Source organism: Flavobacterium sp. NLM (assembly GCF_002210235.1).
GTDB lineage: Bacteria > Bacteroidota > Bacteroidia > Flavobacteriales > Flavobacteriaceae > Flavobacterium > Flavobacterium panici.
This window is the reverse complement of record NZ_LIAC01000004.1, coordinates 310,883-337,502: the sequence shown is the minus strand read 5'-3', so window position 1 is coordinate 337,502 and position 26,620 is coordinate 310,883. Positions and strand designations below refer to the sequence as shown.

Genomic DNA, 26,620 nt, shown 5'->3' with positions numbered 1-26,620 from the left:
TTTACTGGCCTCTGTAAAATAAAACAGTCGTAATTGTTTTAAAAGTAATACTTAAATCAAGGAAAACACTTCTATGTTTGATGTAGTATAAATCGTATTGTAGTTTTATCAAACTCTCATCAATCGATTCTCCATATGAGTAATTTACTTGTGCCCAACCGGTAAGTCCGGGTTTTATTACATGGCGAGTTTCGTAAAAAGGCATTACTCTGGCTATTTCCTCCACAAAAAATGGTCTTTCAGGTCTTGGACCAATTACGGCCATATCTCCTTTTAAAACATTATAAAACTGCGGTAATTCATCTATTCTGGATTTACGCATGAATTTGCCAAAGGGTGTAATTCTTTTATCATTAAAAACGGCAAAAACGGCACCGTTTGTTTCAGAAGCCTCAATCATGGTTCTGAATTTATAAATCTTAAAAACATTGCCATTTTTTCCAACACGATCTTGTGTATAAAAAAGACGGCCTTTGTTTCCAATAAGATTGGCGATAAAAATAAAGGGAATGAAAACCGTGCAGATTATTAAACCGGCAAAAGAAAACAAGAGTTCTATAAAACGTATTAAAAACAAGTACAGTTTATTGTTATTGCTGCGGCTGAAAGGAAAAAAACGATAAAAATCGCGGGCTATATAATGCACCGGAATACGTTGTGTTTTACTTTCGTAAACTTGTGTATATTCCCTAATAACATTTCCGGATTCTAATAAATGAAGTAGTTGCTGATATAAATCGGCAGTGATTCCATCTGTTTTTTGGGAAGCAATTACAATTTCTGAAACGTTGTTTTCAATTACAAAATCTTCTAATTCACTTTTATCAATTTCTTTTACATAATGAAAATCAGAATTTGCCGTAGAAAGAGAATCAGAATTGACAAATCCAATAATTTTATAATGCGGATCAACATTTTCTAATCCTAATACTAATTCTTCTACCTGATCCTGATCGCATATTAAAACAACATTTTGAGAAAAACGATGTGATGCCAGAAATAATGCATAAAAGGAACGCCATAATAGAACTGTAAAAACTAATGTGAGGTAAAAGATCAATATTACTAACCTCTGCTTTGGCAACTCAGGAGATAAAACCGGCGTAAGAAGATATACTAAAACTGTGGAAGATACTGAAAGAACAACACTTTTAAGTATTTGAAACTGGTTACTTGCAACCTGCAGATTATACATTTCGAAAATTGTTCCAAAAATATATAAATACCCAACAAGTATAATGGGTCTGTAAATAGTTCCTATTTCTAAAGCAAAATAATGATAGTTAAAAAAGAAACTTAAAAAACACAATGCAGACAAAACGAAAACAGCATCAAAAGCAAAAAGCAAAACTTTTCGTTCTGAAATTTCAAAATGCATTTTATTAGTTGAACGCATATTATGGTAGGTTTAGGGGCTTAAACTTAGGGCAAATGTATTATAAAAAACCAAACTACGCAGTTAACTTTGTGTTTTTATTGGTAATTTAATTTGAACCGAAAGAAGTGTAAGCGCATAAACAAATGCAGGTGCTGCAGTTCGCATAGCAGCATGATTTATTGTTAACAGCCAAAAAGCAAAAAAGGATAAAAAATAGAGATGCTGTCGATTATTAATATAAAGAACAAAAGGAACTATCAATAGTATTAAAAGCCCAATTATTCCAAAAAGACCATGTTCGCTTAACATACGGGAAATTTCATTATGTGAAGCAACAGCCTGTCCTAAAGATTCTTCACGCATTTTTTTACCAATTCCTGCACCAACACCTAAAATTGGATTATCTAAAAAAAGTTTTAAATCAGCATCCATAATAGCTTCTCTTCCTCCTAATCTATCTTTTTTTACACGTCCTTTCGCATCCTGATTCGCATAACGTTTTTCGATAAGTCCTCTTGTCTGCAATGAACTATATACCCAGGTTCCAACCCCCATAGATCCGATTAAAACAAAGATCAAAATAAACTTCTTTTTTGCTCTTGCATTTGAAAAGTAATACAAAAAAAGAAGTGAGAGAACAATCATCGCCGCACCGGTAATAACTCCTCCTCTGGAAAAAGTTACTATTCCTCTATAACTAATGAAAATTAATATTAGAATATTCAATAAAACGATTCTTTTGGATTTTGAAAATAATATCAATTGTGTAAAAAAGATAAACATTCCTAAACCTAATATAGTAGAAACCTGATTAGGACCAAATCCCCCTGAAGTTTCAAAATTGGAACTTGTTCCGGTTACTACATCTTTTACGCTGGGGTTATATAAGAAAAGATAAATTACAGTTGTAATTATTGGCATTCCCATGGTAGTCAAAATATTCTGTAAATCTGTAAACAGAATTCTTCTTTTATACATATATATAGAAGAAATTGCCAGACAAAACGGCCCGGACAAATTAAAAACCAAGGCTTTTTTAATATCTGTATCAACATCAGCTTCAGCAAGTGCTATAAAAATACCCGGTATTAAAAAAATAATAAAGAGAACATAAATTAGGGCATTTATAGAAAAGTTGCTATAAATCATGCCCAAAAACATAAAAATAATTACGCAGAGCTTTATGTATTCATTATTTAAGTTACCACCTGTCATTCGCAAAAAAACCTCCGATCCAACCAAATATGCTGCTACAAAAAGCACTTCGTTATTTCTGTTTTTATTACGGCTAACAATATAAAGCCCCACAACAGGAATTAAAAGTGCATAAATTTTTGACAAAAAAGGAATGGCAAAAACTGCCAATGCAATTACAGCATGAATTAAAATTAAAAAACTGTAAGACAAGGAAAGTTTTTTCATTGATTTAATTTTTTATATTCAGACATTAATTTTTCAATTACAACTTTTTCTGAATAATTCTTCATAACTGATGTTCTAAAATTATCTGCCGCTGTCTTCCTAAACTGTTCTTCTTTTATCATTTTTCCTAGTTGTGCTTTCAACTCAAAATCATTAAAAGGGCTAAATACTAACCCTGTAACTTCATGTTGAATAATCTCCGCGCAAAAACCAACATTTGTTGAAACAACTCCTAAATTGCTCATAGCATACTCTAATAATGCAACAGGGAATCCTTCTTCTGTAGAAGCTAAAACTCCTATAGCTGCTTGACATAATATATGTTTAACATCTTTTCTTTCTCCATACAAATGTATATGCTTTTCTAATTCATTATTCTTTATAAAAATTTTTAACGAATTTGAATATTCATCAAAGTAGTCTCTTCCTATTAAATGCAGTGTCCAATCTGAGTTTTGTAATTTTAAATCTTGAAAAGCTTTTAAAATTAAAATATGATTTTTAGGGTTTTTCAAATTTGCCAAAACAACAATTCGTTTTCCTTCTGTGCCTTTCAAATTTGTAATTTGATTATCATTGTTTTCTTCTATAGTAAAATTAGGTATAAAAACTACTTTTTTACATAGCATTGTTTTCTGACTCCAGTTTCTTAATTGATAATTGACTACAAAAATGGATGAAAAAAAAACAGATAAAAAAATTAAAACTTTATTTTGTTTCCATGATTCATTAACACGACTTCCGTAATGATCGTGCCATACAATTTTAATTTTAACAAAGGTTAATTTGACTAAAACAGCAGTAAAAAAAGAAGAACTATGAGCGTGAATAATAGTAACTTTATTTTCAAGTATATACCTTCTTAATTTAAAAATCGCTTTAAGATCTATTTTTCTCTTTTTATTTAAAAACAAATAGGAAACATTTTCACTTATTTGATGGATTAACTCTCCTTCTTTTCTTGTGGCAACTAAGCCGGAAAAAGTTATTTCTTTTGAAAGTGCATTTGCATAATTAACAGCCATTCGTTCTGCCCCGCCAGATTCTAAAGAATCTATTAATTGTAGTATTCTCATTTTTCTAACAGCTTTTTAATTTCAAGTTCAAAAATTTCTGTTGTGTAATATTGAGACCAATCAGCAGCATTTTCACTAAGTGCTAAGAAATTATTTTCGTTTAAAACATCATTAATTTGACTTATATCTTTCTCTAAATCCATTTCCAGCATAAGACCTCTTTTTCCATGATCAAGCATATATGGAATGCATGAAACTTTTGTAGCTGCGGGAACGCAGCCCCAAAACATTCCTTCTGCAAGTGCTTTTGGCCATCCTTCACTTTTAGAAGGCAGGATCACAAAATGGCTTTCCTGATATGCGGTTTTTACTATTTCTTTTGTTTGATTGCCTTTTAGAAAAATGATCCTGTCAAGTTTATTATTAGTTATGTATTGCTGCAAAACATTTCTTTCAACACCATCTCCATATAAATTTAAAATAACGCTTTTTCCTTTTTTAACTAATCCTTCAACTATGTTTACTGCATACATTGGATTTTTTCCTGAGACTAAACTTCCGACAAAAATAAATTTTATATTGGGATCTAATGACGGCTTTTCTGGTTGAATTTTCTCCAATTCAGAATAAGTTGCTGTAAAAAAAGATTTAATATTTTTAGATTGTTTATCCCAGTCACCATAAACTAAAACCGTCATGTTTTTGGTTAAAAAAGTATTATTTAAAATACGTTTTTGCAATTTATAAGTCCAAGGCTGTTTACTTTTGGGATCCCAATTTCCAGCATATTTTGCAGTTTTTATTTTTCCGGGAAATAATATCTGAACAAAACAGCCTAATAACCCCATATTTCCAGGGCATCTTAAGTGAATATGATCTGCGTTTTTCATTGCCCAAAATATGCTCCAAAGAATTACTGGAATTTTAACTATTGAGAATAATATATTCTTAAAACTGGTAAAGCTAAAATCTGATACTTTTCTAAATTCAATTTGGTTATGAACATAAGCAATGTCGATGTCTGTTGGATTGGCTCTAATTAATGGGGCAACTATTATTACTTTATCTACATATTTAAACCAAATATTCATTTCACGCACATAAGGTGCGTAACCAAAAAATTGCCCGCTATTTTCAACATGATTAACATTGGTAATAATTGCAAATTTCATTTCAATATTTCTTTAGAAAAATTAGAACAATATTTTTCTATACTAAATTTATCTAAGTAAGTTTTTCTAGCATCAACAGCCATTTTGGGCTGGTTAATAAAACCATCTTCGACTCTTTTAAATAATAATTTTATGGATTCAACAGTTGCATCAAATTTGAAACATTCCTTCCCGTCTTCCAGGTAATAAGTTAAGCCGGTTGTATTTGATATTAACAAAGGCGTATTATTCATCATAGATTCTAATCCAACTGTAGGCAGGTTATCAATTTTTGATGGTATTATTGCGAAGTGACTATTTTGAAGATATTGATCAATATCAGTATATTTTAATGCGCCAAAATATGTGATTGAATTTTCGTCTTTGATTAATTCCTTAATTTCTGATTCTAATCCCCCGTTTCCGGCAATATTCAAAATAATCTTCGAAGACTGATTCTCTTTCTTATAAATTTTAAATGCTTCAATTAATTCTATTATTCCCTTTGAGTGAGCGAGCCTTCCTAAAAAAGAAACAATAATCGCATTTCCATCAATAGTTTTTGAGTTCAAAAACCTATCCTTCATGGGATTTAAAACAACTAATCCTTTTTTAGAATGATAGCTTTTTTCAAAATCCGTTTTAGCCAATTCTGAAGGACAAATTACTACATCACAAAACAGTTTATAGAATACTTTCTTTCTGAAAAATAAAATATCTTTTTTAAATTTCATTTTTTTATTATCTAACTCAATTTGTTCCATTAGAGTATGATAATAAGCAAATGTTCGGGTTTTATTTAATGCTAATAATTTTGATATCCCAATAGTAATATTGGCTCCAACAAAGTGACCAATTACCGCATTTGGTTTGTACTTAAAATATAATCTGGAAAACCAAATAGCATCTTTTAACGAAGTTGGCCGATTTTCAGATGGCCATGAACATATTATTATTTCTCCTTTTTCTTTTTTGATTATTTCTGTTTCAGAAAAATAAGGTCTGTAAGAAATAAAAATAACTCTATTACCAAGATCTGCCAAGTAATTAGCTAACGAAAAACTAATTACTGCAAATGAATTTTCATTGTAATTATGAGCTATTAAAATGGTTTTCATAAACCTAATTTATTAATGTATTGAGATTTGATTATAGATTTGAAAAAATCAACATTTTGCTTAAAAATATGTTCTAACGCATATTTTTGAAGTACAAATTCCCTTGCCTTTTTTCCAATTGTTTTGGCTTCTTGTTCATTCGAAAGAAACCAAATAATTTTTTCAGCAATATCTTCAGGACTATGTGGATCGCATAATAATCCTGTTCTATAATCTTCAATAGCTTCCGGGCCTGGACCTAATTTTGTAAAAACGACTGCTTTTTCCATCGCCATAGCTTCTGGAGCAACTAATCCCTGAGTTTCCATATGAGAAGGAAACACACACACTGATGCTTCAGAATATGCCTGTGGAATATTAGAATAAGAAACTGCTCCGTGAAACTGAATGTCTTTTGCTTGTTCTTTTAGTTTTGGCAATTCCTTCTCTTTTAACATTTTTATATATGATGTGCCGTCTGGAAAAAACCAATCTCTTCCATAAATTTCCAGCATAGCATTAGGAAATTCTTTTTTTACAAAAGGAAAAGCCTGGATTAATTGACGTATTCCCTTTTTCTCACAAACTGTTCCTGCAAAGACAATTTTGTTTTGAATTTCATTTTTACCAATTGGTTTAAAGAAATCAGTATCAATGGGGTTGCTTATGTATGCTATTGGTTTATTATTATAACTTAAATATTTCTCCGTATGGTTTTTTACATATTGAGAAACTGCAATAAAAGCATCGGCTTTCTTAAAAGATCTTTTTTCCTGAAACCCTTTCCATTTATTAATTTTTCTGTTTTCGCCTTCAGCAAAAAAATGGTGTCCTCCATGAAGACGAATAATGTATTTTATATCTTTTATTTTCGATATGAAAGCAAAACCCAATTCAGAAGATTCTATAATTTTTATAGGGTTCTGTTTATGAATTTCAATAATTTTTTGAGTTATTGCTTTTGAGTTGAAATACCATGAAAATCCTTTGACGTTGCTTTTCTTTAGTCGATAAACATTAACTCCTTCTAAAACTTCTGTTTCTTCGTTTGGAGTATAATTAATACCAATAACAGATACTTGAATATCCTTTTTCACTAATGCTGTTGCTAGTGTTTTAACAAAACTGCCAATTCCGCCATGTGGAAATCCTTGTTTTGGAAATTCGTTAGTTATGAAACAGATATGCATTTACGAATGTTTTTTAATAAAATCTTCTATCGAAAGGTAGAAATCATTTACAGATTGTTTCACCTTTTCATCCGACCAATCCCACCAGCTAATTTTATTCAAAGCTTCAATAATTTCCTGATTGTGTTTGTATTTAATTATTTTTGCCGGAACTCCCGCTGCAATTGCATAATCCGGAATATCATTTGAAACAACAGCTCCAGACATGATTGTAACTCCATTTCCAATTTTTACACCTGGCAAAATCGTGGCGTTCATTCCAATCCAAACATCATTCCCTACTATTATATCAGCTTTTTTCGCTTTTATTTTTTCACTTAAGTCGCTGACTTTGTACGGTATTTCATTGATTATTACTTCATCATTTTTCTCCAAAATTTGATGAAACAAAGGAAATGAAGTAACTTCACTTTCTGTGTGAAAGCCAGAGTCGCAAATGAAATTTACATCATTTGCTATGGAACAGTATTTACCAATTTTTAAGCTCGAATCATTATACCATTTCCAGACAAAAGCGCCGTTATCGTAAGTTTTATTTCCAACAACTGCCCACTTTGTATCTTTTAAATAGATATTATTTTTACCTTTTAAATAATTGTAATAATTAATTCCCAAAAGGCGCCATAACAGTTTTCTAATATATAGAATCATGAGCTTTCTTTTTAAGTGTTTTTTATAACATTTGAAATTTTAGAAATAATATTGTTTTCTTTTCCAGCAACAATTTCATACCAGTTTTTTAGAGGAGCTATTGAGTTCCAATTTTTTTTATCGATAATTTTATCAATAATCTCTTCTTTACTGTTGAGCCAAAGTACTGCATTAGTATCTGGCATGCTCTTAAAATGCTGAAATTGGTAAATTGTTTTTACTGACCAGTTTTTATTATTTTGATTTTGTTGGTCATAATTAATAAAAACGCAAGGTTTATCAAACTTCCCAAAATCAAAAGCCATCGTTGATCCTACATTTACTACTATCTCAGAATAAAATACTGTGCTTACTAATAATTTAACATCTTCAAAAGTTGGATAAACCGTGTTCCATTCTTTTGATTTACTGAAATACCACAAAGGCGGTGCTTCTTTGATTAAATCTTTATGTTGCTTTATAATTACATCAAATCTTCCTGAAAAATCAACTGGACATCTTCTTAATAGAATTTGATATTCGTTCTGTAAATTTGCTCTAATAATCTCATCGGCAATATCTTTTAGATATGCAGGATCATCTGGAGAGGTTTTGGTATCATCACCAGAAAAACAGATAATTTTTTTATTTAAATCTAAATTGTATTTCTCGTAGAAAGTGTTTTTATCTATTATATTATCTGGGTTATTATAAAATTCAAACTGCGGAGTTCCCGTAACATGAATATCTTCTGATGGAATTTCGGGATAATACAATTTTAATTCATCCTTCATATAATCAGACCACACTAAGTAATTGTTTGCTCTTAGTGCTAATCTTGCTTTTGGTAAATTATCCCAGGAATAAATTACGGTGCTTGTTTTAATTCCTAAATCGGCAGCGGCGGCAAAAACAGGAGCTGCGCTTAAAGCTCTTTGATGCGAACAAAAAACATGATTAATTTGTCTGTCTTTTAAAAGATTTATTACTTCATTGTAAAATGGATTTTTACGAATTGCTTTTTGATACCTTTTTTCCAATTTCAAAATGCTCGAATATTTTTTTAAAAAGACAGATGATACTTCAATTGCTTTGTAAAATATCTTTTTGGACAATCCCTTTTGGTTCCAATTCCAATTAGTCAGTAAACTTGGATTATTGACTTTAGAATTATTATAATATAATCTAGAAAGGCAGATTAGTTCTCTTAAAAACTTCTCTTTTACAGATTCTTTATAATTGGGAATTAAAATTTCTTCATTAATTGGAGTACTTTCTTTTATTGCCGTTATAGTTTCCGGATCGAAATTATGGAACAGAACTATATCTTCTTCTAAATTATCAAAAACATTAGAGTAAAGGTAATTTCTAATACCAACGCCATCTGGAAACAGCAATGCAATTCTATTTTTCTCCATTGAAAAATTATTTTTTAAAAAAATCTTTTAAAATTCTGGCAGTAAACATTTTTGCTCCAGTATCTGTCATATGTCCGCAAGATGAAAAATATTTATTTTCAACTATTGTGTTTTCATAATTATGAATTTCAGGGTATTCTTTTTTTACCTTTTCAAAATAGTTCATTCCAACAACATTTTCGCACATTGGTGTCATTACCGGAATAAAATTGATATTATGAGTCTTGCAGATATTTTTAATTTCTTCATAATATCTATTATGTGCTAATGGTTTTAAATTGACAATATTGTTTTTCATATTGCCATTTTTATGTTTTACAAGCGGATAATATCCTAAATTATCCAATGCATTTGTCTGCTCGTGCTTTAAAATTTTGAAAGCTTCTCTAAATCCTATTTTACCATCATATTTTATATATCTGTAAAATGGGACATAATATAATTCATTAAAATCTGCCTCATTTGCAAAATGATTTCTAATAGTTTCTGAATTATGAATATACGGTAAAAATTTAGCCGAAATTCCTTCGGACTGATGATCGTTTGAAAGATTTAAATCGGCTTCCAGAATAACATTTTTAATTTCATATTTTCTTTCGATCATTAGCTTTAACATTAATGAAGCCTCAAATAAATGTCCGCCGCTCATTCCGTAATTAAATGTTTTAAGCCCTTTATCTTCAAATATTTGAGCTACAAAATGGTTATTTGCTCTGGAAGAACCCAAAATAACAACATCGTATTTCTGAGCTTTTGAATTGAAAACTTTTTCAACTTTACCTCTATTATCAGACTGCATAAAAATATACGTATACAGTCCGTCTAGTAGAAATGCTATAATTACAGTTACTAAAATAATTTTAGTGATATAGATTAAAAACTTTTTCATTAAAATTGGAAATATATAAATTCTTTATAATCTGAAAAAGTTCCAAAAGCCATAATAGCTAAAATTGCCAGAGCGACTTTTAATGTGCTCCATTTTCCAGAAAGTGGTTCTACCTTACTACGATTATTCCATTCGATTAAAACAAATATCCCAATCATAAGTAACAATTCGTAACTATAACGTTCGTTATCTAAATATTGAAAACTAAAATCTTTATTGGTAATAATTCGTTTTAAATACAAAACAGCATCTGTAATAGTTCTAGCCCTAAAAAATACCCAGGCAACACAGGTTAACAAAAATGTGTAAAGTATACTTAATAGCACTTTAAAGGAATCGAAATTAAACTTCAATTTAAAGGCGTCTATATTATTTCTGTTGCTGTTTGAAAGAAGCAGCGGTAAGAAATAAACAGCATTGATAAATCCCCAGACAATATAAGTCCAATTTGCTCCATGCCAAAAACCACTGACAACAAAAATGATAAATGTGTTTCTAATTTTCATCCAAAGTCCACCTTTACTTCCTCCTAACGGAATATATAAATAATCGCGAAACCAAGAAGAAAGCGAAATATGCCAACGACGCCAAAACTCTGCTATATCTCTTGAAAAATATGGATAATTGAAGTTTCGTAATAAATCTAAACCAAACAATTTGGATACACCAAGTGCAATATCTGAATATCCTGAAAAGTCTCCATAAATTTGAAAAGCAAAATATATGGCTCCCAAAATAAGTGAGAAGGAATTCATTGAAGTATAATTATCAAAAATAGCATTGGCATAAGTTGCGCACGTATCTGCAATAATTACCTTTTTTACTAAACCCCAAATAATTTGATAAACTCCTTGTTTTGCATTTTCTAAATCAAATTCGCGTTTAACTTTTATCTCCGGTAATAAATGTGTTGCTCTTTCAATTGGGCCTGCAACGAGTAATGGAAAGTAACTTACAAATAAAGAATAGTCTACAAAATTATATTCGGCTTTTATCCTTTTAAAATAGATATCTATTACATAAGAAAGTCCGTGAAAAGTATAAAATGAAATTCCGACAGGCAAGATGACCTCTAATAATAATGGGCTTGCTTTTAGCCCAGCTGAATTTAATAATTCAGAAAATGATGCTGCAAAAAAGTTATAATATTTAAATATTCCTAAAAAACCCAGATTGACCAGAATGCTTAACCAAAACCAAAATTTCCGGCTTTTTTCAGATTTTCCTTTTTCAATTTGAATTCCTGTATAATAATCCAGAAATGTTGAGAAAACCAACAAAAATAAAAATCTCCAATCCCAACAAGAATAGAAATAATAGCTGGCAATAATTAATAAAGCATTTTGCGTGCTTTTGTTTTTATTAAAAACAAACCAATACAAGAAAAAAACGATTGGTAAAAAGATAGCAAATGCTATAGAATTAAAAAACATAGGTATTTAAAGTGGTATTAATAAAAAGACATTATATATCTCTAAATTGCTTTTGGTGATTGAGCTGCCAAATATCGTCTTTCTTTATTGATTGCAAAAACAATTCATTGCTGTTTCCTTGTCCAAAATCATTTTCTGAAACCTGAACTTTATGAGAGTCTATTTTTGAAAGTGCTTCTTTTATGTTTTTTTCTGAGTAATCCACATTCATAATATCTGCATGAATGGCTCTATTTTGCTGGCGGGTTCCTATATTTATAATTGGTATTCCATAATAAGGAGCTTCACGAATTCCGGCGCTGCTGTTGCCTATTATAAATTGACTATTTTTTAATAATGTTAGAAAATATTCAAATCTTAGAGAAGGAAAAATTCTAAATTGTTTATTTTCTTCCAGTCTTTTAAATTCATCGATTATAAATTGACTTCCTAAATCATTATTCGGAAAAATAACAATATAATTATGATTATCCTCCAGTAAACAATCAACAAAAGTAGCTGCATAATCTTTCATTGAGTTAAATTCTGTTGTAACAGGATGAAACATTACAACAGCAAACTCATTAAATGGAATTCCGTAATATTCTTTAGCTGTTTCAAGAGGTGGCAAATTACTAGAAAACATAATATCAATATCTGGAGAACCAATAGTAAATATAGATTCTTTTACTTCTCCCATTTGAATTAATCTCTTTGCTGCTTCCTTGTTAGATACAAAGTGTATGTGACTTAATTTACTAACACTATGACGAATTAATTCATCAACAGTTCCTGAAACCTCACCGCCTTCTATATGGGCAACTAAAATATTATTTAAAGATCCTACAATAGCACCGGCAAGAGTTTCTACTCTATCACCGTGTACTACAATCATATCAGGATTTATTGTTTTGCAATAATTTGACAATCCCTCAATGGTTTTTGCCAATGTCAAATCCATTGTAGTTTCGTGCGTATGATTTTCGAAGGTATAAACATTAGTAAAGTTACAGCGCTCTATTTCTATCAGAGTGTATCCATAAATTTCCTGCAGATGCATGCCGGTAACAAAAACAAAAACTTCAAAATCCTGTTGTTCTTCAAGGGTTTGAATTAGTGATTTTATTTTTCCGAAATCAGCGCGGGTGCCGGTAAGAAATAATATTTTTTTTGTAGAATTACTCAAAATCAGTAAAGTCTAATTGCTCGTCATTTTCAATATCTCTAGAAGCTGCTTTACCTAACAAATCATTAAAATGTTCAGCTAAAATTTTACCGGTTCCCGGACGTTTAACCCAGATATTTTCTTTAGATAAAACTTCTCCTTTTTTAATTGGTTTTATAGCACAAACAGTAGCAAAAGCAAAATCAATGGTAACTTGTTCTTCAAGAGCAGGTTTTTTAGTTCCGCCACGCATTAAGGCAATTTCTGCACTTGAAACAATTAATTCTCCACATGCTTTCTCATCCATACTGCAAACAATATCCGGACCTGTTCGCTGCATGTGATCTGTAAAGTGTCTCTCTAAAATACTCGCTCCAAGAGCTACTGCACCTAGACAAGCGTTATTATTTAAAGTATGATCACTTAATCCAAATACTTTATTTGGAAAAGCTTCGTGAAGTTCTACCATTGCACCAAAACGAACTAAATGAATTGGTGTTGGATATAAATTTGTCGTATGTAATAATGCAACTGGAATAGTATGTTTATCAAAAATTGCTACGGCTTTTTGAATACTTTCGATTGTATTCATTCCTGTACTTAAAATTACAGGTTTACCAAATGAGGCAATATGTTCTAGCAAAGGATAATTGTTGCATTCTCCCGAACCAATTTTATATGCCGGAATATCAAATTTCTTTAATCTTTCGGCAGCTGCTCTTGAAAATGGCGTTGAAATAAAAATCATGCCTTTACTTTCCACATATTTTTTTAATTCTAACTCTTCAGATTCGTTTAATGAGCATCTTTCCATAATTTCATAAATAGAAACATCTGCATTTCCCGGAATTACTTTTTTTGCTGCGCCAGACATTTCGTCTTCTACAATATGGGTTTGATGTTTTACAACCTCAACTCCTGCTCTGTATGCTGCATCAACCATTTCTTTTGCTACTTCTAAAGAGCCTTCATGATTGATACCGATTTCTGCAATAACTAAAGGTGGAAAATCTGGTCCAATTTTACGACCTGCAATTTCTATGTATGGATTCATTATTTTTTAAAATTTGGGGTTTTAATGTTTTTGATAAAGGTATCTCGCATAATCTAAATCATCGGGAGTATCAATATCAACTTGTGCAAAAATATGATTTACTTCGAATGGAAAAGCATTTTCTGAAATAATAATATCTTCTAGAATTAAAGAAGCTTTTGTAATATAAAGCATCCCATTTTCAAAAAAAAGCGGTTCTAAATCCTGGCTCCTCTGCCCGATAGTATAATTAAACGGCTGGAATTTATTATTGGCAATTTTCCCGAATTTTTGATGATTTCTTGAAACCGTAAATATGCTGTCTAAATTATCATTTTGATATTTTTCGAAAACTTCTTTTAATAAATTTTGAGGGCGCAATGGATTTGTAGCTTGTAGTAAAACGATATTTTCTACATCTGAATTAATTGATTCTAAGACGTGTTTTAATGCCGAAACTGTTGGTTCTAAATCTCCTGAAAGAGAAATGGGACGATCAATAACTTTCGCACCAAATTGCAATGCTATTTTTTTTATTTCAGCATCATCAGTTGAAACGTAAATATCCTCTATTATATCACTATTTTCTTGTGCATATAATATTGAATGAACAATTAGAGGTAACTCTCCCAATAATTGAATATTTTTTTCAGGAATTCGTTTTGATCCTCCGCGGGCTGGAATTATAGCTATTGTTTTCATTTGGTTTCTTTTTTCAATCTAATCTTGATTTAGCTTTTTCAATGATTTCATTCATACCTAAATTCCACGAATCTGTGGTATATAAATTTTCCGGCAGAGAATCAAAGTTTAATGGCTGTTCTATAAATTCAATTATAGCATCTTCCCAGTTTGCTATAAAATGCGGGGCTTCAATTAATTTTCCGAATCGCCCATTTTGAACAACTTCAGATACTCCGCCCACATTTGAGGCAATGCAATAACAGCCTGAATGCAATGCTTCGGTTAAACTCAATGGAAATCCTTCTTGACATAGTGAAGAGAACAAATAACAATCAGCACTTTGCAGATACAATGCAATATCTTCATTTGGAATTCTGCCTAAAAACTTCACTCCTTCCTGCTCTTGTTTTGGTTCACATCCGATAATCCATAATTCAACATTATTATATTTTATTGAGATGTTTTTCCAAGCTTCGAGTATAATGTGTAAGCCTTTTTTGGGTCTGTCTTGCGAACACCAAACAAATATTTTTTTATCCTTTACATCGAATTGTTCTTTTAACTGATCTTTTGTTGAATTTTCAATTTTAAAGAATTTCTTATTATCAATTCCATTATGTAAAATCGAAACCTTAGTTGGCAAAGCCGTATAATACTCTTTGTGAGCCAGATATGATTTATAAGTTAAAAGAACCAGTTCATCTATTGATTCAAAAAAATAATTGGCTTTTTGATTGTCAAAAAAAGGTGGATAACTATGATAAAAAAATTGAATATAACAGTTAGTGCGAATTTTTCTTTTCTTCAAAAAATCTACAACGTGTTCAACTAAATAAAAGTTATCTACTATTTGAATAATAAATTTTTCTTCATTATTCATGATTTTGTCTAAAGCTTTTATATATGATAAATATCTCTTTTTAGTAAATTTTCTAAAAGCTTTTGTTAGGAAAGTGTTTTTTACAAAACTGTATTTGACTTTGCTAAAAGTATTATTTGGCTGTTCACAAACAATATAATCTATTTGGTTAAGTGGAGAACAGATGTAATTTTTATACAAAGTTGTCCAGCTCCCTATCTTTGAATAGGGCAACGATAATTGAGAGATTAAAATTGTTTTTGCCATTTAAATTAGAGTTTCTTTTTTTAATATTTTTTTGCTTCTTCTTTTGTTAAGCCTTTATATATTAAAAACTTCTTTTTTATGCTTTTGTGAAAGATAAATCTATAAAACAGATCATTTTTTATCCATGAGATTATCTTTTTTTCTTTTTGCTTATCAAATTGAATTTCTTCTACTATATCATCTGATGCAATTATAGATTTTTCCAATTTTTGCTGCATCCATTCTTCTTCAGTATTGCCCATATGGTATACAAAATTATCTTCTGTAGATAATCGCCAGAGTCCATTTTTTACCACTGTTTTATCGAGAATTTCGTCTTCACTATTTCCTCCTAAACTATAATCTGAAAATAAAACACCAAGATTAGAGAATACATCTGATCTGTAAGTTGCTACAAAATGTCCTGCGCCAATAACTGCTTTTAGATTTCCATTAGAAAGAGTAAGATATTTTTCTAAATGCGTGTTTTTATAAAATTCAGGATTTCCAATACTATTTGCGAAATATTGTAAGGCTTTGGGATTTTTTACGGCAGTAAATTTTAATAGATTAGAAAAAAGATTTTCAAAAATTACATTTGCTGTTTTATTGCTGAACGATTTTGGAGAAGGCGTTGGACAAACGGCACCTGCTTTTGGAAAAGCTTTGAAAACTTCATAAGTTGCATTTTGCCACTCATTTAAAAACAATGCATCTGCATCTGAAATTGTTATAATTTTAAATTTTTGTCCTGTTATTCCTTTTAAAACAGCATTGATTTTACCAATATTCGAAGTGTGAATTAACTCATGTATCTTTTTATCATGATACAGGTTATTTAAATACTCTACTACTTCATTATTACTTCCGTTGTTGACGATTGTAAAATATGTTTTATTATGACAGGTTTTAAACACTGATTCTAAACAATATTGAAGAATTTTAAAACTGTCTTTAAAATAGCCTTCCTGATTGGGTATATAAACGGGTATTATAACTTGATGAAAAAAGACATTATCTTCCTGTACCTTATCTTTATTTGGATTATAGCCTACTCGCATCTTGTTATCTTTTTATTAAAATAAAAGTAAGTAATTTTAAATTTCTCCATTTGAACATCCAAAATGGATTTAATTCAAAAAGATTACGGACAGATTTATAACTAAACTTCTTAATCATTTTAATCTGCATTGCGCAAAGATTATTTAAAAGTATCTTATATTGGATATTATCTATGATTTTTTCAGAATTGAATTTAGTGAGCACCTTTTTTAAAAACAATGAAAGATCAGCATATCCTTTTGCTTCTGTAGAAATGTTATTATTATGAACTCTGTATTGAACTAATGGTTCGTCAACGTAATAAAATTTGGTAAAAAAAGAACATCTAATCCAGTATTCAGCATCTTCCCCTGCAGAAGGCATTTTTTCATTAAATAATCCTGCTTTATCTACAATCGTTTTATTTAAAAGAACCGAAGGTGTCATTAAAGTCCAATTTCCCATCATTTTCATAGAAACATTTCCATGTTTTACATCTATAGATCCTGGTCTGCCAGCTATCTGTGCTTGAAGTATACCATTTTCATTAATTACCTGACAGCAGCCATGAATTAAACCAAACTCTGGATTTTGTTTTAAAATATTAACCTGGGTCTCAATTTTATTAGGAAGCCATAAATCATCATCATCTATAAACGCAATGTATTTACCTTTTGCAAGATTAATTCCTGTATTTCTTGGTTTTGCCGGACCTCCGCTATTTTCAATTTTAATATATTTTACTTTTTCAAATGTTTGACAGAGAAGTAAATTTCTATCATGCGGTGTACCATCATCTACAACAATAATTTCTATATTTTTATAGGTTTGATTAATGATACTTTCAATAGTCAATTTAAGAAATTCTGTCCTATCGTAAGTTGGAACAATTATACTAACTAGCGGATGCGACATATTTTTTTTATCTTGTTTTTAACTCTTTTCATCAAACCAAAAAATGTTTTTTTACGAGTTTGATTTAATTCTTGCTGTAATTGCAGCATTTTTTTATAGTCATCATAGTAAATACCATAATGATTTTGAAGCATCTTATCACATTCTAATAAATGTTTTTCTTGATGAGATTTATCATTACTTACTCCTTTAAGATCAAAGACCGTAAGAGGATATTCAATATGTTTAAAAATAAACTTATTGCTTAAAAAACATTTGATAAAAAAATCTCTATCAGAAACTATTTTATACTGTTCATCATAAAGTCCCATTTTTTCAAAAACTTCTTTTTTAAAGAATGTACTTTGATGTGGTAATGAAGTGCGTACAAAATATAGTGGAGATAGATAGTCCGGGAATATTTTGAAACCGTTTTCAAATTTGTAATCTCCATAAATAATATCTCCTTTAAAATCAGAATGATTTATAAAATCTTTTAAAGAAGTATTTCCATTTAAAAAATCGCCACTATTTAAAAACAACAAATATTCACCATTTGCTGCTTTAATCCCTTTATTCATTGCATTATAAATGCCATTATCTGGCTCACTAACCCAAAATTGAATAGATTTTTCCTGACTCTCAATATATTGTTTACTTTCATCATTACTTCCTCCATCAATCACTATGTATTCAAAATCTGTGAATGTTTGTGACAATACAGATTGCATAGTAGTTTCTAGACCTGCTCGATTATTAAAATTAATAGTAATGATGGACAAGTATGGCTGCATAGTTTGGTATAGTTAAATCCCAGTGATAAATTTTTGTATTTAATTTTCTAACTGATATACTATTTAATAAACAATATTCTCTTAATTGCTTTTTTTATATTTTTCTTATACTCTGTATTCATCAAGTGAAGTAATTCCCTGTAAGTTTGTGCTTTAGGTTTTTTAGGTGAATTTATAATAGTATCAATTATTTCTAAAACATCTTTTCTTATTTTAATCGGTGTATCAATTTTTTCATTAAATACGGGCTGAGATAATATATCAATAGCAATTTCCGGGTTTTTATCAATTTCAAGCAATCGTTCTATAAGTGCTTCTTCTGTTTCGAAATCATGATAATTTAAAAACCTCTTAGTATTAAACTCCTTATCTACATGTTTGTTTCCCCAATAAATTGGAATACTGTCGACAAACATTGGTTCGATAATTTTTTCTGTTGTATAGCCATCATGGCATTCATTTTCAAAAGAAATTACAAACTTATATTCTTTTATAAATTCTTTTTTATTGGGAACTGGTCCTCCAACATTATTTAATACTTTACCCCCTGAGTCAACTTGTATATATTTTGACAGTTTATGAAAAAAATTGATTCTGTCTAAAGCGTTTGGATTAGAAACAACCATACAGCATAATTTCTTTTTTTGACTCCAGCTTTCTGCTAATTCATTTCTGGATTTAATTTCAGAAATTTTATTATTCATATTGTCTTCATCTATATACAATAGATAAAGCGGCAATCTGTAATGATCTTCTCTGTTATTAAAATCAAAAGTGAAAGCAAAATCACAGGCAGAAAAATTTGGTCTGGTGTTTTCTCCTGTAAAATAAATTCTTTTGCATTTATATTTGAGATATTCTGTACCAAAACAAGAGTAAAAAATCAAATCTGGATTTACTTCGTCTATAATCACATTATAACGTTCTGATAATAAATTATAGAAATAATTATTCGTTTTATCTAATGGCCAAAAGTCAACAAAGTTAATTCGTACTTCTTTCATTTCCGATCGATTTTCGCTTATCATATAAATTTTCTTATTGCTTAATTGATGTCGTATAAGCTTTTTTATAAACAGCCAAACATTCTGCTGCTGCTTTTTCCCAACTAAATTTTTTAATTTGATCTAATCCTTTTATTGAAAATTCATTTCGTAAAATAGGATTTTGAACTAATGAATAAATTTTATTTTTTAAATCTTCTGGATTTTCTGCTTCATAATAAACTCCTGCTTCGCCTGCCACTTCTGGAAAAGAACTATGTTTTGCTAAAACTACCGGACATCCGCAAGCCATTGATTCTAAAACTGGAATTCCAAATCCTTCGTATGAGGAAGGAAAAACAAAACAAATTGCATTTTTATAATAAAGCCCTAATTCGTGATCTTTAAATTCTCTCTGAATAATTTGATTTTCCAGATTTAATTCTTTTAAAAATTCCTTTTCTTCATTATCAAATTCGCCTCCACCTGCACACAGTAAAACTAAATCATTATTTAATTTTAAAAGTTCTTTTATAGAATTTACCAAAAAAATAAAGTTTTTATAATTAGCTCTGGTACCTACAAACAAGATATATTTTTTGGGAAGGTTATGTGTATGTGATTCTACAATTTTTATTGAACAGCCATGATAAACTACATCAATTTTAGATTCATCAATATGCGGATATATTTTAATAATGTCACGTTTTGTGTTTTCTGAAACGGCTATAATTCTTGTCGCCTTCTCCATTAAGAGTAATTTGTTAGCGCTAATTGATGAAATTATTTTTTGCTGATCTTCAAAAAAATGTGGAAATAATTCATAGATCATGTCATAAATTGTCAACACAAAAGGCTTTGAGTCTATCAATTTTAAAAAGCTCACATCATAATATGTCGGAACAAAAACATCAAAATCTTTTTTTAGAATTGTTCGTTCAAAAAATTTATCATTTCGTTTTCGTGTTTTTTCAAAACGACGAATTTTAAATTTTTCAAGTAATTTTATATATACAGAGTATATTTTTTGATTAAAGGTTACAAGATTACTTTCGTTATAGTAAATATTAGAAGTACCATATAGAGGAATTTTGACCTTATTATTTTTAGAAAGTCTTGAAAATATTTCTGTGTAATATCTAGAGATACCTCCATATTTTTGCAAATTGAATGTTTGCGGATGTACTAAAATTTTCATTTTGGCTTTATAAAATTAAATACGTTAGTTATTGTTATTAATTTTATTTATTATCATATGATAATCTTTTTCCAATAGACTTTCTAAATGAATTTGATTTATTTTCTGGTTCTTAGAGTGTTCTAATTTTCTAATAATTTTATAAAGCTCTCTAACAACAAAGGATTTTTTATTTTTATTCTGCCATTTTTGAAAAGGGTTTGAAACCAATTTCTTTTTTGTCAAAATGTGAAGGTTATTTCCATTTGAATAAAAATGACAATTCAATTTTTCGGCTATTATTTCCAATGATTTTATATTATAAAATGCAACGTGCTGCCCCGTTTCTTTTGCAAAATATCTCCAGTCTTGTATTGATTTTATTTCTATTTGCGGCTGTAATTCTGTCGAAAAAAATATAGAATCAGAATAATCAAACATTTTTTCAATTTCTTCAAAAGGATGAACCAAATGTTCAAAAACTTCAAAGGCAGTTAGTAGTTCATATTTATCTGTATTGTTTAGGTCTGTTACATCAAAATATTGTGCAAAATAATTTTCACAATAAAAATCCTGTCTGTAAAAATCTAATCCTCTATCTCGCATTAATCTTACGAACAAACCATAACCGCCAGCAAAATCAATAAATTTAGCTTTATAATCAAAGTAATTTTTTATAATCCAAGTTGTAATATTTTGAAAACTTAAATTTCTGGCAACCAATCCAATATCAGTCATTGCAATAACTGAAGAATAAGATTCTTGCAGCCAAAAAGGTTCTTCTGTTTGGATAAAACCACAGTTCTGGCACTTAAAATAATCTATTTCGTATTTGTTTAATATTTTGCCAGAAAATATTTTCTCTGAATTAGATTTACAAATTTTACAATTCATGAATTCTTTGTTTGTTTTTGTGATTTTATCTTTCGTTTTCAGGGATGGTTCTTATAACTACAGCTGGATTTCCGCCAACAATTGTCCAGTCCGGAACATCTTTTGTTACAACGCTTCCTGCTCCAATTATTGCTCCTTCACCAATCGATACCCCTTTTAAAATAATGCTATTAAATCCAATCCAGGCTTTATTGTTTATTTTTATCTTTCTTCTTTTAACATTTTGCCAATCTTTATATACTCCTATTTTATTTTCATCCAGCCCTTTTTTCCAGTGTAAAACATCATCTTTTCGTTCTGCCCAAATTACTGAGTGAGAATTGTTATCAATCATTGTACATCCCCAGGAAATCAAAACATCATTTCCTATTTCTATTTCATCTATACAAATAAAAAGTCCACCTCCAATAATAGTTCTGTCTCCAATACTAATTTTTCCATCTTGAACTTCAAAAATAAAATCTCCATTTACAACAGAATCATTTCCTATTTCTAAATATTTTTTACCTTCAATAGGTTTTCTAACAACTATATTTAATGATGAAATGTTTGAAGAGGAAGATGATAAAACATACTTTGATTTATCAGAATTTAAGTCAGTACGCTTTTGAGCAAATAATATTTTCTTTATTTTCTTCTTTATTTTTTTTAGCATAATCAATGGCTGTATCTTATTGATGTTTGATTTAAAATTATTTATTTAAGTATTTAAATATTTTTTTACCAAATGCTTGTAATGAATGTTGAATTCTTTTTTTGTTTTTAATAATTTTAAAACAATTATCTGATATATATCTGTCTGCCGTTTTATCAACCTTTATGTTCTTAGGATGAATGATTTTTCCAATATCTTGTGTTGACAGATTTTCAAAAGGACTTTGACCTGTAGTATGAGTGGCATTAACTCCAAAACCCATATTCGATATAAGATTTGTATTTGGTGCAATTACTATTCCTTGATTGTTCCAAATAGAAAAGCTCCATTGATAATCCCAAGTGTCAATCTCTTTATTTAAAACTTTTTCGAATATAGGAATCCAATATTTTTTAAATACAGTTCTGTCGTCTATTCTTTTTATTAAGTTATTTACTTTAAAATTTTCCAGATGTTTAAAATCAAAATCATAATGCTGCCATGCTCTACGCCAACTTGCCCAGCCCCATACAAAAACATAATCCGAAAAGAAATAAGAGGCATCTCCAACTTTTTTCCCTTGAAGTAAATTGCTTCCATTTATTGCAAAAATATTCTGATTTTCTTTATATTTTTCTAATAACTCGTGGCAATAATTAAAAAAAGAAGGATGTGGCAAACAATCATCTTCTAAAATTATTCCTTGTTCTACATTATCAAAAAACCAAGTTATAGCTTGAGAAACTGCGAGACCGCAGCCTAAATTTTCATCTCGAAATAATGTTTTCACTTCACAATCCCAATCTATGCCTTCAAGAACTAAATCTCTGGTTATTTTACATTTTTTAGCATCCTGAATAACATTTGATCGCGCTCCGTCCGCAGCAATGAATAAATATTTAGGTTTTTGTTTCTTTATCTCATCAAAAACTACTTTTGTAGTATCGGGTCTATTGAAAATAAGGAATAATATAGGAGTTTCAAACATGGTTATTTTTTAAGAATACTTATAAAAAATCTTCTAATCAATTTTACAAATGGCATTAGCTTAAAGTTTAAAAAGTAAAGTTTCATTATAAAAAACCATTCTTTTAACGTCGGTTTTCTGTCTTTTTTTATTGCAACTTCATAAGTCATCAGCAATTCCAGTCTTTGATCTTTTTTAAATGTGTGTAAATAATTTATTATTACATCCCTAAAAAAACGAATGCTCACCTCTTTTTTTAAGATTGCATTTTCTTGCTGGCCAGATATATTAATATTAGAAATTCTAAAGAATACAATAGATTCATTTATGGTGTATATTAATTTACCATCCGGAAAATCTAAAAATGCTTTATAATCACTACACCAGGCTAAAGGATAATTATTAAAACCATATTTTTTATAACTAGCTTTTGAAAAAACATATTCAGATAAGGAGCTTCTTGTAATTCCTTTAAAAATTCTCACAAAAGAATCTGATGCTGATTCCCAAACAGGATGAATATATGCGTCTGAAATTGTATTAGAATCTTCTAAAACAATTTTTGTTGCAAATCTAATTACATTGGATTTGTCTTTAAATTTTTCAAAATTTCGGTGCCAGGATTCAATTACTGAGTGATCTAAAAAATCATCATCACCCAAAATCATTATCCAATCTTCTTTTTCGGAAAGTGAAATACATCTTTCCCACTGTTTAGTTAAGGATGTACCACCTAAATTGGTTTCAAAACGATGATATTCAAAAGCAAATTTTGATTTATATTTTTCCAGAATCAATGACGGGCTTTCAGGGCTGGCATCATCACCTATGTAAACCTTGAATCTTTTATCTGTTTGATTAGCTAATGATTCTAACGTCTTTTCAAAAAAAGTTATCTTATAATAAGGAATTACAATTGCGATCATTATCGTAAGAACAATTTTAAAAACTTAAAATGAAGTTTTGATTTTGGTTTTAACAAAAGAAGTCTAAACCAGATTTTTATTGAATGTGTTTTCTTTATGTGCTTAAACGATTCCAGAAGAAATTTTGAACCATTATCAAACTCTAATTTTTTTAAATTAAAATCTGATTGTTTATTTAACTCCAATGGTAATATATCAGCATACATATCATGTATTTTAATTACAGAGCGATACCATGAAGGATTGATTGTTCCAACAGAAAAATGCTCGATCAAAATTTCTTTTGCCACCACAATTTTGTAATTATGTTTTAAATATTCAAAAGACAAGTTCAAATCGTAATTATGAAACCCTGTTAATGTATTAGAAAAATGAATTTTATCAGGGCGTCTGGCAGCCATAAAAACTCCATCTATAGCTACTACTTCTTCAATCTTTTTCTCCCAGCCTTTCTCCCAATGTTCTAAATGACCAGATTTAAGATGTTGAATTATATTAATACTCTTAACATTTTCGGGACAATCCCACCAGGCTGAAGGCATTCTGGTTTTCACTTTTGTACCTGCCACACCTATCAACCCTATTTTAGAATTCTGTTCAAATATATTCTGGACTATTTTTCCCCAATTTCTGTTATGAAAAAAAATATCATCGTGAATAAAACAGCAGAAATTTCCTTTACTTTTACTAATTCCAAGATTATAGGCTTCAAAAATAGAATGTTTATTTTCAGAATTATCAATTACAATCAATTCGTAATCAACACCAATTGTTTCATCAATATTACTTGAAAGTATTGGGTTGATTTCTACTGTTCTGGAGCATATTATTATTGAAAGTGTCAAGCTGTTTTAAAGAATCTTTTTATTTTAATACTAAGGTTTTTACGTATTTTATATTTTTTATAAAAAACATCCATTATAGTTAATAACAGTAGATAACCGTACAGTTTTTTCCCTCCTCTAATAAGTAAAAAAGCCTTTTCGTAGGTTAAAAAATTTCGTTTTATAAATCTATTTTCCGCTTTAATTTTATCAATATTATTAATATTAATGGTGCATAAATAATTCATTAAAACTTTTCGCATTTTATAATCAATATCAATAATTGCGATTCTCTTTTCTGATTGAATGGCTTTTGCTATAACGCTGGTAGAATGATACCTAAAATTATTTAATGACTCTGGTATAAATGCTATTTTTTTATTTACGATTAATTTAAAGTAAAACATCCAATCTCCACAATATCTAAACTCATCTGCGATATCAAAATGGTCTTCAACATTAACCGCATCTTTTTTAAATATTACTGCACTAGCATTTGGAATTACATTTTTAAATATTAAAAATTTCTCAATAAATTTATTTGCATCCATTGTAAAAGGATTCAAAAATAAGTTTTCGTCAATGTCATTAGTATGAGTAATCCAATTTCCTGTTACTTCTCCAAATTCATTAACTCTATTTGACTGGCAATAGGCTAAAACAACATCTAAATCATTTTGAAAGGGTTCTACTAATTTTTCTAGAAAATTATTTTCGCAAAAATCATCTGTTTCAGCAATCCAAATTAAATCACCTTTTGCTAATGATATTCCTTTTGACCACTGTTTAAAAGTATTTCCTGAATTACTTTGATTAAAAATACAATGAGAAACTTTCTCATTCTTTGCATAGATAGACAAAATTTCCCGGCTGTTATCTGTGCTGCAATCATCTAGTAAGATTACTTCAAAGTTAGAATAGCTTTGAGCAAAAATACTATCTAGCCGTTCGACCAAATATTTTTCATGATTAAAATTTGGGACAATTATAGAAATTAATGGTAAGTTATTTATCACTTCTAATTTTTTTTAAAAGCTTTTTGAATATTTTTTTGAATTGATTAAAATCGAATACTTTTTCTTTTTCAACTGATCCTCCATATTTTTTTATCTGATCATTAAGTATTTCCTGAACTTCAGAATCAAAATTTTTTCTAATATTTTTTAAAAAATTTATCCAAATTTCTTCTCTTTTTAATTGAGTCTGAGAAGACCATATAGAATTATCATGAAGTCTGTATACACTCATAAATTCATTTAAGAATTTAATTTTTCCATACTTGGCATTAAGCATGTGCAGAAAATAATCTCCAACAGGTGCTTTATGAAAATATTTAGGCAGCTTCCTAAATAATCTATTTCTAAAAACTACACTACAAGTGTGAATGTAATTTCCTTTAGCAAGATCTTTTATTGTTGTTGTTTCTGATACTTCACTGGTTATATCATCTTCTTCTAAAACGCCATTCCTTAATACTTGGACTTTATGATAACAAATGCTATAATCTAAATTTGCTTCTAAGAAATCTACTTGTTTTTGCAGTTTTAATGGATCTGTCCAATAATCATCTCCTTCACAAAGTGCAACATATTTTCCTGAACATTGATTAAAAGCAAAAATACCATTAGCTTGCATTCCAATATTTTTTTTATGCCTGAAATATTTGATTTTACTTCCTTGCGAATGTGTTTTTATTAAATCATTAACTATTTCCTCTGTTCTGTCAGGAGAACAGTCATCGGCGATAATTAATTCATAATCAAAATCCGTTTGCTGCATTAAAATTCCTTTTATAGCCTGCTCAATATAGGATTCATGCCTATAAGTAATCATATTAACCGAAACTGTCTTTTGCATATAATTACCGTTCATTTAACCTCTTAGAATTTTTAAATT

25 protein-coding genes and 1 pseudogene are annotated in these 26,620 nt (G+C 29.3%); all 26 read right to left on the bottom strand.

What is annotated here, in order from left to right; translation table 11 throughout:
* Position 1: 1 nt before the first annotated feature.
* The 26 genes and pseudogenes from APR43_RS06965 to APR43_RS06840 all read right to left on the bottom strand — a co-directional run bounded on the left by APR43_RS06965 (position 2) and on the right by APR43_RS06840 (position 26,596).
* A complete protein-coding gene (locus APR43_RS06965) occupies positions 2-1,396 on the bottom strand; it encodes an exopolysaccharide biosynthesis polyprenyl glycosylphosphotransferase (RefSeq protein WP_053470908.1) in 1,395 nt (464 codons plus the stop codon).
* Between the two features lie 63 nt (positions 1,397-1,459).
* A complete protein-coding gene (locus tag APR43_RS06960) occupies positions 1,460-2,800 on the bottom strand; it encodes an O-antigen ligase family protein (RefSeq protein WP_053470907.1) in 1,341 nt (446 codons plus the stop codon).
* Positions 2,797-3,876: a glycosyltransferase gene (locus APR43_RS06955; protein ID WP_053470906.1), complete on the bottom strand. Its 1,080-nt coding sequence runs from the start codon at positions 3,874-3,876 to the stop codon at positions 2,797-2,799. Before APR43_RS06955 ends, APR43_RS06960 begins: the two co-directional genes overlap by 4 nt.
* Positions 3,873-4,988: a glycosyltransferase gene (locus APR43_RS06950; protein ID WP_053470905.1), complete on the bottom strand. Its 1,116-nt coding sequence runs from the start codon at positions 4,986-4,988 to the stop codon at positions 3,873-3,875. The genes APR43_RS06955 and APR43_RS06950 overlap by 4 nt, the downstream gene beginning before the upstream one ends.
* A complete protein-coding gene (locus APR43_RS06945) occupies positions 4,985-6,085 on the bottom strand; it encodes a glycosyltransferase family 4 protein (RefSeq protein WP_053470904.1) in 1,101 nt (366 codons plus the stop codon). Before APR43_RS06945 ends, APR43_RS06950 begins: the two co-directional genes overlap by 4 nt.
* Positions 6,082-7,254, bottom strand: a complete 1,173-nt coding sequence (locus APR43_RS06940; RefSeq protein WP_053470903.1) for a glycosyltransferase family 4 protein — start codon at positions 7,252-7,254, stop codon at positions 6,082-6,084. Before APR43_RS06940 ends, APR43_RS06945 begins: the two co-directional genes overlap by 4 nt.
* Positions 7,255-7,905 carry a CatB-related O-acetyltransferase gene (locus APR43_RS06935; protein WP_053470902.1) on the bottom strand — a complete coding sequence of 217 codons (651 nt, stop codon included), beginning with the start codon at positions 7,903-7,905 and terminating at the stop codon, positions 7,255-7,257.
* Between the two features lie 11 nt (positions 7,906-7,916).
* Positions 7,917-9,302: a hypothetical protein gene (locus APR43_RS06930; protein ID WP_053470901.1), complete on the bottom strand. Its 1,386-nt coding sequence runs from the start codon at positions 9,300-9,302 to the stop codon at positions 7,917-7,919.
* Between the two features lie 7 nt (positions 9,303-9,309).
* Entirely contained in the window at positions 9,310-10,191 is an 882-nt protein-coding gene (locus APR43_RS06925; RefSeq protein ID WP_053470900.1) for a hypothetical protein, read from the bottom strand.
* Positions 10,191-11,624, bottom strand: a complete 1,434-nt coding sequence (locus APR43_RS06920; protein ID WP_053470899.1) for an MBOAT family O-acyltransferase — start codon at positions 11,622-11,624, stop codon at positions 10,191-10,193. Before APR43_RS06920 ends, APR43_RS06925 begins: the two co-directional genes overlap by 1 nt.
* Positions 11,625-11,655: 31 nt before the next feature.
* The gene (gene neuC / locus APR43_RS06915) at positions 11,656-12,789 is read right to left on the bottom strand and encodes a UDP-N-acetylglucosamine 2-epimerase (protein ID WP_053470898.1); all 1,134 of its coding nucleotides are present in this window, start codon (positions 12,787-12,789) and stop codon (positions 11,656-11,658) included.
* Entirely contained in the window at positions 12,782-13,822 is a 1,041-nt protein-coding gene (gene neuB, locus APR43_RS06910; protein ID WP_053470897.1) for an N-acetylneuraminate synthase, read from the bottom strand. Before neuB ends, neuC begins: the two co-directional genes overlap by 8 nt.
* A 21-nt stretch (positions 13,823-13,843) precedes the next feature.
* On the bottom strand, positions 13,844-14,503 hold the full coding sequence (locus APR43_RS06905) for a cytidylyltransferase domain-containing protein (protein ID WP_053470896.1): 660 nt from the start codon (positions 14,501-14,503) through the stop codon (positions 13,844-13,846).
* A gap of 13 nt (positions 14,504-14,516) precedes the next feature.
* Positions 14,517-15,611, bottom strand: coding sequence for a glycosyltransferase family 4 protein (locus tag APR43_RS06900; protein WP_053470895.1), 1,095 nt, complete (start codon positions 15,609-15,611; stop codon positions 14,517-14,519).
* Between the two features lie 20 nt (positions 15,612-15,631).
* Complete coding sequence (locus tag APR43_RS06895) at positions 15,632-16,651, bottom strand: glycosyltransferase (RefSeq protein WP_053470894.1); 1,020 nt, start codon at positions 16,649-16,651, stop codon at positions 15,632-15,634.
* A gap of 4 nt (positions 16,652-16,655) precedes the next feature.
* On the bottom strand, positions 16,656-17,546 hold the full coding sequence (locus APR43_RS06890; RefSeq protein WP_053470893.1) for a glycosyltransferase: 891 nt from the start codon (positions 17,544-17,546) through the stop codon (positions 16,656-16,658).
* Positions 17,531-18,319: a glycosyltransferase family 2 protein gene (locus APR43_RS06885; protein ID WP_082356383.1), complete on the bottom strand. Its 789-nt coding sequence runs from the start codon at positions 18,317-18,319 to the stop codon at positions 17,531-17,533. The genes APR43_RS06890 and APR43_RS06885 overlap by 16 nt, the downstream gene beginning before the upstream one ends.
* Before the next feature lie 59 nt (positions 18,320-18,378).
* Positions 18,379-19,323 carry a glycosyltransferase family 10 domain-containing protein gene (locus tag APR43_RS06880; RefSeq protein ID WP_053470891.1) on the bottom strand — a complete coding sequence of 315 codons (945 nt, stop codon included), beginning with the start codon at positions 19,321-19,323 and terminating at the stop codon, positions 18,379-18,381.
* A 34-nt stretch (positions 19,324-19,357) separates the two neighbouring features.
* A complete protein-coding gene (locus tag APR43_RS06875) occupies positions 19,358-20,500 on the bottom strand; it encodes a glycosyltransferase family 4 protein (RefSeq protein WP_053470890.1) in 1,143 nt (380 codons plus the stop codon).
* A 24-nt stretch (positions 20,501-20,524) separates the two neighbouring features.
* Positions 20,525-21,373 carry a class I SAM-dependent methyltransferase gene (locus APR43_RS06870; protein ID WP_053470889.1) on the bottom strand — a complete coding sequence of 283 codons (849 nt, stop codon included), beginning with the start codon at positions 21,371-21,373 and terminating at the stop codon, positions 20,525-20,527.
* A 52-nt stretch (positions 21,374-21,425) separates the two neighbouring features.
* Positions 21,426-21,572 (bottom strand): annotated as a pseudogene (locus APR43_RS24790) (DapH/DapD/GlmU-related protein); the annotation flags it as partial.
* A gap of 493 nt (positions 21,573-22,065) precedes the next feature.
* Positions 22,066-22,995 carry a hypothetical protein gene (locus APR43_RS06860; protein WP_053470887.1) on the bottom strand — a complete coding sequence of 310 codons (930 nt, stop codon included), beginning with the start codon at positions 22,993-22,995 and terminating at the stop codon, positions 22,066-22,068.
* Between the two features lie 2 nt (positions 22,996-22,997).
* Positions 22,998-23,900: a glycosyltransferase family 2 protein gene (locus APR43_RS06855; RefSeq protein WP_053470886.1), complete on the bottom strand. Its 903-nt coding sequence runs from the start codon at positions 23,898-23,900 to the stop codon at positions 22,998-23,000.
* Positions 23,900-24,745 (bottom strand): glycosyltransferase, encoded by an 846-nt coding sequence (locus tag APR43_RS06850; protein ID WP_053470885.1) that lies wholly within the window; start codon positions 24,743-24,745, stop codon positions 23,900-23,902. Before APR43_RS06850 ends, APR43_RS06855 begins: the two co-directional genes overlap by 1 nt.
* Complete coding sequence (locus APR43_RS06845) at positions 24,742-25,740, bottom strand: glycosyltransferase family 2 protein (RefSeq protein WP_053470884.1); 999 nt, start codon at positions 25,738-25,740, stop codon at positions 24,742-24,744. The genes APR43_RS06850 and APR43_RS06845 overlap by 4 nt, the downstream gene beginning before the upstream one ends.
* Positions 25,730-26,596, bottom strand: coding sequence for a glycosyltransferase family 2 protein (locus APR43_RS06840; RefSeq protein WP_053470883.1), 867 nt, complete (start codon positions 26,594-26,596; stop codon positions 25,730-25,732). The genes APR43_RS06845 and APR43_RS06840 overlap by 11 nt, the downstream gene beginning before the upstream one ends.
* Positions 26,597-26,620: the final 24 nt, after the last annotated feature.